Origin of the sequence: Chryseobacterium oranimense (genome assembly GCF_900129755.1) — a bacterium.
In the GTDB taxonomy this organism is placed as follows: domain Bacteria; phylum Bacteroidota; class Bacteroidia; order Flavobacteriales; family Weeksellaceae; genus Chryseobacterium; species Chryseobacterium oranimense.
Map to the genome: position 1 here is coordinate 46,818 of NZ_FQWT01000007.1, position 16,083 is coordinate 62,900.

11 protein-coding genes and 1 riboswitch are annotated in these 16,083 nt (G+C 39.8%); of the genes, 10 read left to right on the top strand and 1 reads right to left on the bottom strand.

The features are described from left to right. The first annotated feature begins 9 nt into the window (after positions 1 to 9). Positions 10 to 294, top strand: coding sequence for a hypothetical protein (locus tag BUB03_RS18210; RefSeq protein WP_175547515.1), 285 nt, complete (start codon positions 10 to 12; stop codon positions 292 to 294). 95 nt (positions 295 to 389) lie between these two features. Here BUB03_RS18210 and BUB03_RS18215 read toward each other — a convergent pair whose 3' ends face one another. Further along, entirely contained in the window at positions 390 to 1,259 is an 870-nt protein-coding gene (locus tag BUB03_RS18215; protein ID WP_073065867.1) for a helix-turn-helix transcriptional regulator, read from the bottom strand. Positions 1,260 to 1,408: 149 nt separating this feature from the next. Here BUB03_RS18215 and BUB03_RS18220 point away from each other — a divergent pair, with 149 nt between their 5' ends. The 9 genes from BUB03_RS18220 to BUB03_RS18260 all read left to right on the top strand — a co-directional run bounded on the left by BUB03_RS18220 (position 1,409) and on the right by BUB03_RS18260 (position 16,031). Further along, positions 1,409 to 3,487, top strand: a complete 2,079-nt coding sequence (locus tag BUB03_RS18220) for a T9SS type A sorting domain-containing protein (protein ID WP_083539001.1) — start codon at positions 1,409 to 1,411, stop codon at positions 3,485 to 3,487. Positions 3,488 to 3,694: 207 nt separating this feature from the next. Then, a complete protein-coding gene (locus BUB03_RS18225; RefSeq protein WP_073065873.1) occupies positions 3,695 to 6,526 on the top strand; it encodes an alpha-amylase family glycosyl hydrolase in 2,832 nt (943 codons plus the stop codon). 103 nt (positions 6,527 to 6,629) lie between these two features. Beyond that, positions 6,630 to 6,738: riboswitch (SAM riboswitch) on the top strand. A gap of 97 nt (positions 6,739 to 6,835) precedes the next feature. After that, positions 6,836 to 9,256: a TonB-dependent receptor plug domain-containing protein gene (locus tag BUB03_RS18230; RefSeq protein ID WP_073065875.1), complete on the top strand. Its 2,421-nt coding sequence runs from the start codon at positions 6,836 to 6,838 to the stop codon at positions 9,254 to 9,256. A gap of 7 nt (positions 9,257 to 9,263) precedes the next feature. After that, the gene (locus BUB03_RS18235; RefSeq protein WP_073065878.1) at positions 9,264 to 10,565 is read left to right on the top strand and encodes an APC family permease; all 1,302 of its coding nucleotides are present in this window, start codon (positions 9,264 to 9,266) and stop codon (positions 10,563 to 10,565) included. A gap of 124 nt (positions 10,566 to 10,689) precedes the next feature. Further along, positions 10,690 to 11,775, top strand: a complete 1,086-nt coding sequence (gene prfA / locus BUB03_RS18240) for a peptide chain release factor 1 (protein WP_073065881.1) — start codon at positions 10,690 to 10,692, stop codon at positions 11,773 to 11,775. A gap of 24 nt (positions 11,776 to 11,799) precedes the next feature. Further along, entirely contained in the window at positions 11,800 to 12,354 is a 555-nt protein-coding gene (locus BUB03_RS18245) for a hypothetical protein (RefSeq protein WP_073065884.1), read from the top strand. 106 nt (positions 12,355 to 12,460) lie between these two features. Beyond that, on the top strand, positions 12,461 to 13,129 hold the full coding sequence (locus BUB03_RS18250; protein WP_073065887.1) for a hypothetical protein: 669 nt from the start codon (positions 12,461 to 12,463) through the stop codon (positions 13,127 to 13,129). A gap of 27 nt (positions 13,130 to 13,156) precedes the next feature. Then, the gene (locus BUB03_RS18255; protein WP_073065889.1) at positions 13,157 to 13,831 is read left to right on the top strand and encodes a hypothetical protein; all 675 of its coding nucleotides are present in this window, start codon (positions 13,157 to 13,159) and stop codon (positions 13,829 to 13,831) included. 91 nt (positions 13,832 to 13,922) lie between these two features. Further along, complete coding sequence (locus BUB03_RS18260) at positions 13,923 to 16,031, top strand: prolyl oligopeptidase family serine peptidase (protein ID WP_073065892.1); 2,109 nt, start codon at positions 13,923 to 13,925, stop codon at positions 16,029 to 16,031. Positions 16,032 to 16,083: the final 52 nt, after the last annotated feature.

Consider the following 16,083-nt stretch of genomic DNA (forward strand, 5'->3'; position numbering starts at 1 on the left):
TCTTAGAGAATGATAACTATTTTATCAGCATTTTGGCCGTTCTACCAGTTCCTTTGGACTATATTCTTTGTAACGATGTTCCTAGTAGGATTCTGGTGTATCTTTATGTTCTTCGGTTTGGTAATCCCGATGTGGTTGACTGAAGGTCTGAAAGAATATTTCGGAAAAGTAAAACCTTTCGATCCTGAAGACATCAGAAGAAAACAGGTTAACGAGCAGGAAGGTGTAGAAGTAATCTTCAGCAATCCTAAAGGTAACGGACCTTTCATCCACGATCACGGACATCATCATTAATTGATTGTCATTACTTTTTCACCTGAATTCTGAAAAAGTAATATCAAAGCAAAACAACATATACAAACCGCTTAATTTTTTAGGCGGTTTTTTTATTACCCGTTTCTCAGCTGTTCAGGAGAAACCCCGAATTTTTTCTTGAATGCACGGGTGAAATTCTGTACATACTCATAACCGCATTCAATGGCGATTTCTTTGATCATGATGTCTTTATCAATAATCATTTTCTTTGCTTTAAGCATTCTCAGTTCCGAAATATAATCCGTAACGGTCATGTGATACTGATGTTTAAATTCTTTTCTGATCTTATTCTGGCTGATACCCGTCAGCTTTCCGATGTCTTCAGCTCTTATATTTTTGTGATAATTCTCATCAATAAATTTTTTAACAATAAAAGAAATTCCCGGTTCTTCCTTTGTAGTGTTTTTTTCATTGAACTGCTCAAAAATCAGGATGAGAAGTTTAATAATCTTGGCTTCAACAAATAACCTCTGCATCATTCCTTTTTTTGAATAACTGATCAGCTCATTTAAAATCATATGCATTTCTACGGTCATATAGGGAGGAGTTTTTTTGTGGAGAAAAATATAATTGTTCCGGATCATGTTTTCCAGAATTTCTGCATTTTCTCTGCTCGATTCAGGATCAATAAGGTTAAAGATGTACTGATAGTTGATCTGTATCTGGAAATATTTTATAGTTTCCGGGCTTTCCGTCCACAGTTCTGCTGTGCTTTCCCTCGCAGAATAGTGAAGTATATATTGATTTTTTTTAAACAGCAATTTCATATCACAGTCATTAGCTTCTAACCTGATATTGGGGCTTAGCAGAAAAAGAAGGCTGAAGCTCGCTTTACTCTCAATCATATGTAATCTTGAAAATTTTTTGGGCTGAGGCTCTTCCTGCATAATCATCTTGATGTTCTCGGAGCTGAAAAGCAATCCACTTCTGGAGGAATTCTTCATACACAATGATTTAAGGGATGATATTTTTTGAAATAAAGCTCTGACATCGGATAACAAAAAGTTTGGAAATGATAACTCAGGGTTGGGAATGAAAGGTAATTTTGTGCAAAATTAAATTAAATTTAGAATAATTAAAAATAATATTAAATATGTTTCAAAATTTACATTTTGCGATGCGTAAAATAGGTACAGGTTTAGCTTTGCTTACTATCGCAGGAAGTTACCTGTATGCCCAGCAATGGGAAGATGTAGGAAGTGCGGCGGGAATTTCAGCAGCCGGAAGCAGTTATAATAACCTGGCCGTAGACCAGACAGGAAATTATTACCTTTCTTATTATGACACTTCTGTTGCTAAAGGATCTGTGCAGAAATTCAATGGAACTTCATGGTCATATGTGGGAGGCTCACTTGGAATTACTGAAGGAATGGCAACATTTAACTCCCTGTCGTTAGACGGTTCCGGAAATGTTTTTTATACCAGCCAGATCGGTTATCCGGGTTCGGGAATTGCAGCACAGCAGTTCAACGGAACTTCGTGGTCATCGCTTCCCAATGTTACAACATCAGCAGCTAACTATCATGCTTCTGCAGTTTCTCCCTCCAACGTGCTTTTTACATTTGGCGGTCAGAATTCAGGAACAGTACAGCGTTATATAAACGGAGCCTGGGAACAGGTAGGAAATACAGGATTTTCAAATGGGGCTACATTTGCAGAAATGGTTATAGGATCTGATCAGAAAGTGTATACCTGCAGTATATCCGGAGGTGTACGGGTGTATCAGAATAATACTTCAGCGGCGGCTACGGAGGCATGGAGCCTGGTTGGGGGAAGTATTGTAGATGCCGCTTCATCTTCAGAACAGTATACCTCAGATATTGCTATAGATGGGAATAATAATCTGTATGTAGCTTATGTTTCCAGTTCAGCTAACGGGCAGAAACTGAACGTTAAAAAATTTGAAGGAAATGCATGGGTGCAGCTTGGACAGGCTAATTTTTCCGCTGGAAAGGTACAGCACGTAGCTATAGCGGTAACCCAGTCCGGACAGCCTTATGTGGTCGCCAGCCGCTTCGAAAATGATGATCTGTTAAGAAATACAGTATATAAATTTGATGCTGCTATACAGGATTGGGTGACTTTAGGCGGGAATTTTATTTCTGATGGTCAGGCAAAATATAACGACCTGGCCATAGACAGGGTAAATAATTATTTGGTACTGGCTTACACGGAAGATGTCACCAAAGTGAAAAGAATCCCGCTGGACGGTGTTCCTCCAGGCTGTACTAATACAGATCCGGGCAGCAATGCCGGAGATACAGGCTGTGTTACTTTTACTTACCGTGGACAGCAGGTTACCTATGCGACTGTAAGAGGTGGTGACGGGAATATATGGCTGCAGCAAAATCTGGGAAGCTCTCAGATTGCCTTTGCCATGGGCGATGAAAATTCCTATGGAGACCTTTTCCAATGGGGAAGATGGGATGACGGGCACCAGCTTAGAAATTCAGCGACAGCCGCTCCGGTATCACCAAATTCACCGGACGGATTAGCCGGCTTGAATGCTTTTATCATTGGCTCACCTTCATGGTGGGGAACCTTTGAGGCTACGGATAAATGGACTGCTTCAGATCCTGCAAACGTATCCAAGTATGTAGGGGCAGACCCTTGCCGGGCAGTAGGGACAGGCTGGAAAATGCCATCGCAGGCAGAATGGGCAGGTATTGTGAATGCCGAAAATATTGCCAATCCGGGAACTGCTTATAACAGTCACCTGAAACTTCCCGCATCCGGCTACAGAAGCTCTTCCAGCGGGGCACTTACGTTTGCAGGACAGAGAGGGTATTTCTGGAGCTCGGATACATCAAATTCAGGAGGGAAATACTTATATATCGGTTCTACCCTTGCCAATCCTTCTTCAGGAGTGATGAGAGGGCAAGGCTCTGCTGTAAGATGTATAAAAACGGCTTCCGCTCTTGGAACATCTGATATCATAAAAAATACTGAAACAGTGGGAATGTATCCTAACCCTACCAACGGGATCCTTAATCTCAAATCAGATTCACTGATTGAAAGTATAAATGTCATTAATATGGCAGGGCAAAGGCTTAATAATGTGCAGTTTATTAATAATCAAATCAATATGAACGGACTTCCGGATGGAATTTATATTGTAGAATTAAAATTAAAGAACGGCCGGGTTTTTTCTAAGAAAATTGTTAAAAACTAGGTCCTGTACCGTTTTTGTTGACCAGCAAAGGCTTTTTTAGCAAGCTTTCGTTGTGAAATAACATGATTAGTTTATTTTAAAAAATAGTTCATTACAATTACTTTTCCTGCAAAGACCCGTGAGTTTTTTCACGGGTCTTTTTATGTGAATAAAAAAATGAAGGACTTAAAGAAAAATAAATCCTATATTCGATAAAAAATAAGATAAATGAAAAAATTATATTCCTTTATTTACCTGTTTATTACAGTGTTGGTTTTCGGGCAAATCAATTATACGGTTACTCCGAATCCATTTAATGAAACAGATGTTATTACTTTAACGGTGCCGGGAGACCAGATTGATGAAACTGCCTGGGGTGTTTCAAACAATGCCGTTTATATCTGGTCTTGGTCACTGGATACCAATTACCAGAACAGCCAGGATTGCCCTACCAATGGCAGCTGGAATAATTCCAATGAACTGAATAAACTGACTTACAATTCAGGAACCGATACATATTCGATCACCTTTACTCCAACCACTTTTTATGGAAGAACAGGAATCGGGAGATTGGGGTTTTTGTTGAAAGATAAAACCGGGGCTCACCAGACATCGGATACTTTTGTGAACGTTGGAGTTTTAAGTTTAAGCCTGACGAATCCGGCAGCCAACAGCTTGACAACCGTTCCGGCAGGAAACTCGATTAATGTTACTGCAACAACGAATGTAGCGGCAACATTTCAGCTAAAAGCAAACGGAACCGTCATAAACTCTACCTCTGTACCTTCACAATCCTACAATTTCAGTTATACGGTAACCCAGGATGCCAATATGGAACTGATTGCAACAGCCAATTCCAATACCAAGAACGCCACGTTCATGCTGCAGATTCCAAGAAATGTAGTTTCTGAAGCCATTCCGGGCTGGATAAGACAAGGGATAAATTACAGTACAACAGATCCTACCAAAGTAGGCCTTGCTTTGTATGCTCCTTATAAAAACTTTGTGCATGTCATCGGTAGTTTTAATAACTGGACGGTGAATGATACCTACTTGATGAAGAGAGACACCACAAACCCTGATCTTTACTGGATTGAGCTGACAGGATTGACTCCACAACAATTGTATACCTTCCAGTACAGAACAAACGATATGAAAATTGTGGCAGATCCTTTCTCTCCTCAAATTTTGTCTTCTTATGATGATCAGTGGATTTCAAGTACAACCTACCCGAATTTACCTCCGTTCCCTGCCGGACAGAATTTTGAGGTATCCATGTTCAAAACAGGGCAGGTGCCTTACAACTGGCAGGTAACCAATTTCCAAAGACCGGCCAAGGCAGACCTGGTGGTGTATGAATTATTGCTGAGAGACTTTACCCAGGAAAAAAACTGGCAGTCGCTGATCAATAAGATCTCCTATTTAAAAAACTTGAATATCAATGCTATTGAGCTTCTTCCTATTATGGAATTTGAAGGAAATCTTTCCTGGGGCTACAATACTTCTTTCCACTATGCGCTGGATAAAGCTTACGGAACTCCTGAGAAATTCAAAGAATTTGTTGACCTGTGTCACCAGAACGGAATAGCGGTGATTTTAGATATTGCGTTCAACCACGCAACAGGACGTTCGCCATTAGCAAGACTCTGGAATATTGATCCGGATGGAGACGGTTATGGTGATATTGCTGCCAACAACCCTTATTTTAACCAGGTTCCGAAGCATTCTTATAACGTATTTAATGACTTTAACCACACCAGCCCCGCAACACAATATTATGTTGAAAGAAGCCTTCAGCAGTGGCTCACGGAATATCATATTGACGGATTCCGTTGGGACCTTACCAAAGGATTTACCCAAAGCTGCTCGGAAAACGATGAAGCCTGTACCAATGCTTACCAGCAGGACAGGGTAGATATTATGAAGAACTATGCTGACAAGCAATGGGCTATAGACCCGAACTCCTACATGATTTTCGAACATTTGGGAACAGATGCAGAAGAACAGCAGTGGGCCAATTACAGAATTGCCGAAGGAAAAGGAGTAATGCTTTGGAACAAGCAGACCGATCCTTACAACCAGAACACAATGGGGTATAAGGAAAACAGTAACTACGACAGGATGAATCATACCCTTCACGGCTTCACCAATATGTCTGCGGTGGGTTATGGAGAAAGCCATGATGAAGAAAGATTAATGTTTAAAAATCTTGCATATGGTGCTTCTAACGGGGCTTACAATGTAACCAACCTGAATACAGCCCTTGAAAGAATGAAAACTTTCGGAGCTACATTCTTCACGATTCCCGGTCCGAAAATGATCTGGCAGTTTGGAGAGCTTGGCTATGAATTCAGTATCAACCGATGTGCAGACGGTACCATCAACAGCGGATGCAGAACCGATGAAAAGCCTGTTGCCTTTACTTTAGGATATGATACCAATCCAAACAGAAAATCAGTGTATGATACCTGGGCCAAAATTATCAATATAAGAAATACCTATCCTGTTTTTAAATCAAAAACATACAGTGTAGAATCGAATAACCTTGCCAATGATCCAGAAGGCTTAATTACAAGGATTTATGTATATGACAATTCAATAGCAGGGGTAAAGAACATCGTAGTTTTGGGCAATTATACCACTTCTGCACAGAATGTAGTTCCTTACTTTCCTTATACAGGTCAATGGCAGAACCTGATGGATAATTCTGTTTCGACTGTTGCCTCTACTACTGCCCCTATTACATTGCAGCCTGGTGAGTTCCGTATTTTTGGAAACTATGCAGGAGCTTTGTCAACATCCGATGTGAATGCTGCCAACAAACTGTCACTTCAGATTGCTGATAATCCTGTAAAGAACGGTTGGGCAAAACTCATTTATCACAAAGTCAAAAACGGGGAAATCTCTGTTTTTGATATGAGCGGTAAGAAAATGGATTCATTCAAACTCAATAATGAAAGTGGAACCTATGAGCTGAAAGCCAATTATCCTCCGGGAACCTACCTGGTTCATCTACGGTCTGAAACAGGCATGGCCAGCCAAAAGATGATCATCAAATAAAATAAAGAGGGATAATGATAGATTATCCCTCTTTTTTATTGACAGCATAGAAAATATAAACCTGTTTTTTGAAAATTAAAAATATTAGTCTACTTTTGCAGTAGATTTATCAAGAAAGGTGGAGGGATTTGGCCCTATGAAACCTTAGCAACCTGCACGGCTCTAAAAAGTGTAAAGGTGCTAATTCCAACCCGGTATGGGGAAGATGAGAAAAGTCAACATTCTGACAGTAATTCCATTTCTTGAAGTCTTTTATACCTGCGGATGAGGTCCGTGGAAAATATTTATGATTAATTTACAAGGACAAAGATGAAAAAATTAAGCCTGTCTGTTATCCTCCTGGGAGCTGTTCTGGTCAATGCCCAGGAACAGGAAAAAGGAACCCAGATCGAAGATGTAATTATTGTAGGAAACCGGAATGCCAAAAGAACCAAACTGGAAACACCGGTTCCCGTAGATGTTATCAATATAGAAAAATTGCAGAAATCCGCCCCGCAAACGACGGTTCAGGATCTGCTGAATTATGTCATTCCTTCCTTCAACTCAGTAAGACAGTCGGCTTCGGACGGAACGGAGCATATTGACCCGGTGACTTTAAGAGGCATGGGGCCTGATCAGGTATTGGTGCTTATCAACGGAAAAAGAAGACATACCACTTCACTGGTCAATTATCAGAATACAGTGGGAAACGGATCTGTCGGCACTGACCTCAGCACCATTCCGGTAATTGCTATTGACAGGATTGAAGTATTAAGAGACGGTGCAGCTGCACAATATGGTTCCGATGCCATTGCGGGAGTTGTCAATATTATCCTTAAAAAAGATATTGGAGCTTCAGCAACAGCTTCCTACGGAATCAGTGGAAGAAACGATGGGGAAACCTATCAGGCCGGAATCAATTATGGATCTTCCCTGGGAAAGAAAGACGGCTATGTGAATCTTTCATTGCAGTTAAGCCACAGGGGAAAGACCACCAGAACCCAAAACCACGATCTTGATATCTTCGGAAGTAATTTTGCGTATGAATTTGCAGATGATCCTGTGGCCGCGAGAGCAGAAGATGACAGAATTATAAAGGAAAGAGGACTTACCCGCGATGATTTTAATTTCCAGATCGGGGACGCACAGATCAGGCAGGCACAATTGTTTTTTAATTCAGAATATCCGTTAAGTGACAGCTTTAAACTGTATTCCTTCGGAGGTTTCAGCATTAAAGAAGGAAAAGGATTCGGCTTCAGGAGGTTGCCGGGAGAAACAGATAATGTGGTTGCTGCTATTTATCCAAACGGTTTTCAGCCCGTTCTGGGATCGCAGGTATATGATTTTTCTTATGCCGTGGGAGCCAGATATAACGTCAACAATTGGCTGTTCGATTTAAGCAATACGTTCGGAAGCAATACCTTCAACTATAATGTAGACCATACCAACAATGCTTCATTGGGTACAAAATCTCCTACAAGCTTTTATGCAGGAGCACATAGTTTCCTTCAAAATACAATTAATCTGGATGTTTCTAAGAGCATCAATCAGTTTAATGTAGCCTTTGGAGGAGAGTTCCGTTTTGAGCAGTATCAGATCAAATCAGGGGATGAAGCTTCTTACACCCGGTATGACATCAACGGAAATCCTGCGGTCCCGGGATCTGAAGTGGAAGGAAATGGAGGCTCACAATCATTTATTGGTTTTTCACCGGATAATGCACTGAAAAAATCAAGACATTCTGCAGCGGTTTATGCAGATGTTTCCTATGATCTGGCTAAAAAATTAAATATAGATCTTGCCGGAAGGTTTGAAAATTATTCAGATTTTGGAAATACCCTGAACGGGAAGCTGGCGGTGAGGTATGAATTCATAAAAGACTATGCAATACGGGCAGCTGTGGGAACCGGTTTCAGAGCTCCATCTCTTCAGCAGCAGTATTTTAATAATTCCTATGCGGATATCTCCACTTCCGGGTTAGGAATCGTCACCAAAGGAATTTTCCGGAACGACAGTGATGCGGCCAGAGCCCTGGGATTTGATAAGTTAAAGCAGGAAACCTCGGTCAATGCAAGTGCAGGATTTACCCTCAAACCTGCAAACCGGCTGTTTATTACGGTAGATGGCTATTGGATCAGGGTAAAAGACAGAATTGTGATCACCAGTAATATTGAAGATCCAAGGCTGGCCCAGTACAATGTGGAAAGCGGGAGGTTCTTTGCCAATGCTATAGATACGGAAACTAAAGGCGTAGATGTTGTTGTTACCTACGACTGGAAACTGGGTGGTGGAAATTTAAATATCAGCCTGGCAGGAAATTATACCGAAACCAGGATTACGGATTTTCATTTCCCGGAAAACCTGGTTCCTTCACAGGATGAATATTTCGGACCGGACCAGGTGAATATCATTGAAACCCTTTCTCCAAAAACAAAAGCCTCCCTTGGTCTGAATTATGCCGTTGGGAAATTCAATTTCATGGTAAGAAATACGTATTTTGGTCAGGTCATACGGGATGGGTATCCTTTTGGGAAAGTCCAGAGCTTTTCTCCGAAAGTTGTTACCGATGTAAGTGTAGGCTATGATATTACGAAAAGTATCAACCTGACGATAGGTGCCAATAATGTCTTTGATGTATTCCCGGATCGTCAGATCTATGAAAATTCATACTATGGAGTATTTAAATATGCGCCGGTTCAGATGGGAACACTGGGGAACTATTTCTTCGGAAGGCTTAATTTTAATTTTTAACGGTTAAATGAGTACTGCTACACACCAGATCGGCTGGAAAACGGCTGCCGCTATCGTTGTCTCCAATATGATAGGGACAGGGATATTTACTACTTTAGGCTTTCAGCTGTCTGATATTACCAATACCTACAGTATTTTTCTGCTGTGGATTATCGGCGGGATTCTTGCCCTTTTCGGGGCGTTTTGCTATGCTGAGCTTGGATCTTATTTTAAAGGAAACGGAGGAGATTATATTTATCTGAAGGAGACCTACCATCCCGTATTCGGATATCTCGTCAGCTGGATTTCCCTGATTATCGGGTTCTCTGCACCGGTGGCCCTGGCTGCACTTGCGATGTCAAAATACCTTTCAGCTTTTAATTATACTTTTGGAAACGGCTTTGCCACTGCTGTGATTTTCATTGTGGCGGCAGCATTGTCATTCAGCCTCAAAGCATCAAGCAGGTTTCATAATTTTTTTACCTTTATCAAGATCGCATTTATTATTGTGCTCGTCATTCTGGGTGTAGGACTTTCAGGATCTGATGCGGGAAACAGCCTGGAATTCAGCAGCAGCTGGCAGGACGAGATCATGCTTCCTGCGTTTGCCACATCACTGGTTTTTGTTACCTACTCTTATACCGGCTGGAATTCTGCCTCTTACATTGCAGGAGAAATAAAGGATGTCCAGAAAAATCTTCCCAAAGCTCTGATTGTAGGAACTGTTTTCGTGACACTGAGCTATCTTTTGGTGAATTTTATTATGCTGAAACATGCTCCTGTAAGCCAGCTGGCAGGAAAAGAAGACGTGATGGGAGAAGCAGCTCGCAATATGCTGGGCGTAAGCTTTGGTAAAATTGTCAACATCTTTATTGCTTTACAGCTTATAGCCACCATAAGCGGTTATCTGTGGGTAGGCTCAAGACTCACACAGGCTTTCGCGAAAGAAAACCATCTATGGAGGTACCTTGCTGTCAATAACAAGAAAGGAATTCCGGTGAGGGCTATTTTTGCTCATGCTGTAATTGCAACAGTAATTATTTTAACGGGAAGTTTTAAGGAGATTTTTGTGTATACAGCCTTTATTCTTCAGCTGTTTGCCAGTCTTTCCATTTCCACCGTTTTCTTTCTTAAAAAAGGGCAGCGAAAAATATTCAAATCCAATATATTCTACATTTTTCCTGCTGTTTTTCTGCTTTTCAGCATTTATATCCTCTATTTTACCCTTATCCATAATCCTAAAGAAAGTATTATAGGGCTTGGGATCGTGGTTTTCGGACTGATTTTATATTTTATTGACAGAAAGTTTTTTAAAAAGACTGCGGAATAATTTAAGTCTTGCCATTCCTAGTCTTATACATCTTAATGATCAGAAAATTAGTGAATCTTAGGGATCAAAGGAATTTTAATTTGAATTAATAAATTCATATCTTTGCACTCTCAAAAATTGCAGAATGTCTAAATCATTAATTCCAAAACTAGAAGCTATTAAACAAAGATATAATGAGGTTGCAGACCTTATTATACAGCCTGATGTTATTTCAGATCAAAAAAAATATTCTTCTCTGAATAAAGAATACAGTGATTTGGGTAAGATTGTGAAAGTTTACGATCAGTACAAAGGTGCTCTTGATGCCATTGAAGAATCTGATGAAATTATTGCTGATGGCTCAGACAGAGATTTGGTAGATCTTGCCAAAGAGGAGAAACTTGAAGCTCAGGCTAAAATTCCAGGACTGGAAGAAGAATTGAAAGTTTTACTGATTCCTAAAGATCCTGCAGACGACAAAAACATCATTGTGGAATTACGTGCCGGAACAGGAGGTGATGAAGCAGCTATTTTTGTGGAAGATATCTACAGAATGTACACCATGTATTTCAAATCAAAAGGATGGAGACATGAAGTAACAGATTCCAATGAAGCGGCAAAAGGTTATAAAGAACTGATTATGAAGGTGGAAGGTGAAGGTGTTTACGGAATTATGAAATTCGAGTCCGGCGTTCACCGTGTACAGCGTGTTCCGGAAACAGAATCCCAGGGAAGAGTTCACACTTCTGCTATTACCATAGCTGTGCTTCCGGAAGCTGAAGAAGTGGATGTGGAGATCAATCCTGCAGATATTGAAATGCAGACATCCCGTTCAGGAGGTGCCGGAGGACAGAACGTTAACAAGGTAGAGACCAAAGTACAGTTAACCCACAAGCCTTCAGGTTTGGTAGTAGTATGTCAGCAGGCCCGTTCTCAGCTGGCTAACCGTGAACTGGCCATGGAAATGCTTCGTGCCAAACTATATGATATTAAGCTACAGGAAGTTCAGGGAGATATTGCAGCACAGAGAAAAACCATGGTTTCCACAGGAGACCGTTCTGCGAAGATCAAAACCTACAACTATCCTCAGGGAAGGGTTACTGACCACAGAATCAACAAGTCTATGTACAATCTGGATGCTTATATGAACGGAGATATTTCTGAAATGATAGACGCCGTGATCATGGCAGAAAATGCAGAAAAAATGAAGGGAGAAGAAGAAAATTACTAAAATAGATAATCACACAATATAAATATGAAAAAATTATTCTTACTGACAATTGGTTTATTCCTTATGTCTTCCTGCTCTACAGATGTCCAAAAGGACGATTTAGATTTAGGTAAATCTGAAAACAAAATAGGTAATATTACAAAGAATTTGAATAGTAAGGTTGATGAAAATTATGATTTTATCTTAAGTGATAGATCTGATGTTGTTCCTAATACAGATCCGACTAATTATGTTAGTGGCTATATTCAGATTTATTCTCCACAATTGTTAAGTGAAGGATATACTTTTGATTTAGAATACTTTATAGGAGGAAGAAATGTTTTTGGTGGAACTCCCACTATTTATCTGCCACCAAATACCCATTATGCTGAAATTAATCCATATGATATGATTCAACTATATGGATGTGGGGGAAAAACTGTAACTGTAAAAGTAAAGGCTATTAGAAAAGGTAGATTTCAGATTGTTACTGATAAAACGGTATTATCATCTTGTAATATTTCGCTTTACTTGGCTAATTGTAATGTGGAAATACCTAAGCCATCAGATAGTATCGGTGATGGGCCACAAGGGTTTTGATTATAACCTAATTTTGAGAGAAAGCTATTGTTAGAATAAATTATAACCACGCTCTTGGATTTCAGGAGCTTTTTTTTGCTTAAAAATCATTGAATTTAAACGAACCATGAAAAAACTAGGGAGAATTTTATTGCTGATGACACTGTTTTGCGCTCAGAACTTTTTTGCCCAAACCAAGACATTGCAGCCTGAGCAGGTATTCGCATTGTACTTTGATACTTTTGTGAAACAGGATGAACAGGCACTTAATAAGCTTAATAGCTATCTGCTTACGTTTCTTGGTACTGAAAATACCTATAGAATGGATCTGAAGAAGTCTTACCATCAGGATGTTCAGTATCTTACAACGTTATTTCTTGCAGATCTTCCGAAAGAGAAGGCTGATGTTTGTAAAAAGGATGCGGAGGAATATTATAATACGCTTTTAAATAATTTGAAAAATACCCGGTACACATTAAAAAGTGTACGGGAAGTGAAAAATGAATTTGCAGCAAACAGCTCTGTCATGGAGCTCAACGTAGATCTTATTTTCTCTGTTCCTGAAAAGCCTGTCGGACTGAAACCGGTTAATATCAAAAGAATGACGGCCGGTGAGCTGCAGAACTACTTAAAAAAGCAGGTGAAGGCATTTTCAGAACCCGGAAAGGAGGTTACCGTACAGCAGATTTTCAGGCTGTCTCAGGTAAAAAAAGACGGAAATACCTATTATTGGAACGGTGGTCCTCAGGAATTGGTGTGGAAACTGAACGATTCCTATTTTAAAAGTTTCAACTAGCACAAAATTAAATTACCAAATATAAATATGAAGAATATTAAAATCATTGTATTGCTCATGCTGGCATTATTCAGTCAAAACCTGCTGGCACAGACGGAAGTGAAAAAACCTTCGGAGGTTTTTGAAATGTATTTCGGAACCTTTGTGAAAAATGATAATGTTTCGCTTTCTAAGCTGAATGATTATTTAAAGCCTACGGTAGAGGGAGAAAATGCGTATCAGGTTGATTTTAAAACCGTTTCCCAGGATATGATGAAAGAAAGTACGGATAATTTTCTTTCTGCTTTTTCCAAACCTACGGCAGATGCCTGCAGAAAAGAAGCTGAAGAGTATTTTACAGCCATGATGGAAAATTTTAAAAATGGTAAACTTACCGTCAAAGAAGTAAAAGTTGTTCAGAATGAATATATTGAAGATCAGAAAATTGCTGAGGTTACCTATACTGTAAGCTTTAAGGTTCCTGCAAAACTTCCTGAGGTACCGTCCGGAGAGATCCAGAAAGTTAAGCCGGAAGATCTCAAGAAATATCTGGTTGAGAGTGTACAATACTTTAAAAATGCAGATAAGACGGTAGAAACGGAACAGAATTTCAGGTTATACCAACTTAACGAAGGTGGGAAAATATATTATTGGAATGGCAGCCCTGATGAAATTGTTTCCGGACTGACCGATTTTTATTTCGAAAGCTTCGGATCTAAATAATGACCATAAAAAAATATTTAATGAAGACCTTGAAACCAGGGTCTTTTTTTATTCCATATACTTTACGTATTTTTGAGAAAACCCTTGATTTATGAATTTTAAGCCTATCTTATTAACCGCTGGAGTTTTGTTTTCAGCAACTTTTTATTCTCAAAAAATGAATTATCCTAAAGCCGTAAAAGGAACCCAGACCGATACTTATTTTGGCAATGCTGTGGCAGATCCGTTCAGAGACCTGGAAAATGACTCTCAGGCTACCAAAAAATGGGTAAATGATGAGGTGGCATTCAGCCAGAATTATCTTTCAAAAATCCCGTTCAGAAGTGCAATTAAAGATCAGCTGACAGAAATCTGGAATTATGAGAAAATTTCAGCACCATTCAAAGAAGGAGATTATACTTATTATTATAAAAATGACGGTCTTCAGGCACAATCTATTTTATACAGAACAAACAATAAGACCAAGGCAACGGAAATATTTTTAGATCCGAATAAATTTTCAGAAAAAGGAACTACCTCACTTTCCAATCTGTCATTCAACAAAAAAGGAAACCTGGCTGCTTATTCCATTTCTGAAGGCGGAAGCGACTGGAACAAAATTATCATCATTGATGCCATTACCAAAAAGCAGATCGATGAAACGCTGATTGACGTAAAATTCAGCGGAATATCATGGCAGGGTGATGAAGGATTCTATTATTCAAGCTATGATAAGCCGAAAGAAGGAACCGTACTTTCCGGAATGACCGACAAGCATAAAGTATATTTCCATAAACTGGGGACAAAGCAGTCTGAAGACAAACTGATCTTCGGAGGAGATCAGACGCCGAGAAGGTATCTTGGAGCCGGAGTTTCTGAAGATCAGAGATACCTGATCATTTCTGCGGCCAATGCAACCAATGGAAATGAATTGTATATCAAGGATTTAAAGAAAGGAGGTGATTTTGTGCAGATCAACAAAGGATTTGATATTAATGCCAGCATTGTAGACACCCAGGGCGATGATCTTTTTATCTTTACCGATAAGGATGCCCCGAATATGCGCCTTGTAAAAACCAGCATAGCCAATCCTTCACCGGAAACCTGGAAAGATGTGATCCCACAGACGGAAAATGTCTTGGGAATATCTACAGGAGGCGGGTATTTCTTTGCTACCTACATGGTTGATGCCATTGATCAGGTAAAACAGTTTGACAGAACAGGAAAACTGATCAGGGAAATTACTCTTCCGGGAAAAGGAAATGTAAGTGGTTTTGGAGGAAAAGAAGAAGAAAAAGAACTTTACTTCTCTTTCAGCAACTATATTACACCGGGAACCACTTATAAATTCAATGCAGATTCCGGGAAATCCGAGATCTATCAGAAGCCAAAAGTGAAATTCAATCCGGAGGATTACGTTTCTGAACAGGTTTTTTACACGTCAAAAGACGGAACTAAAATTCCTATGATGATCAACTATAAAAAAGGAACAAAGCTGGACGGTAAAAATCCTACAATTCTTTATTCTTATGGAGGGTTCAACATCAGTCTTCAGCCTTCATTCTCAGTAGTTAATGCCATCTGGATGGAAAACGGAGGAATCTATGCTGTACCGAACATCCGAGGAGGAGGTGAATACGGTAAAAAATGGCATGATGCAGGAACAAAGATGCAAAAGAAAAATGTTTTTGAAGACTTCATTGCTGCAGGAGAATACCTGCAAAGCAAAGGCTATACATCAAAAGAATACATGGCATTATCCGGAAGATCGAACGGCGGACTGCTTGTAGGAGCCACTATGACCATGCGTCCCGACCTTGCAAGAGTAGCCTTTCCTGGTGTAGGCGTTCTGGATATGCTGAGATACAATAAATTCACAGCAGGAGCCGGCTGGTCATATGACTACGGAACCGCAGAAGACAGTAAAGAAATGTTTGAATATCTTAAGTCCTACTCTCCGGTACATAATGTGAAAAAAGGAACATGCTACCCTTCCACAATGATCATTACAAGCGATCATGACGACAGGGTGGTTCCGGCACACTCTTTCAAATTCGGTGCAGAACTTCAGGAAAAGCAGAACTGTAAAAACCCGATTTTATTGAGAATTGAAAAAAATGCCGGTCATGGTGCAGGAAGAGCAACCGATCAGGTAATCAGTGAAAATGCAGATCTTATTTCTTTTGCCCTTTATGAAATGGGAATAACGAAACTGAAATAATTGAATTTGAATTAAAATAAAAGTATCGGCCGCTCGAAGAGCGGCCGATACT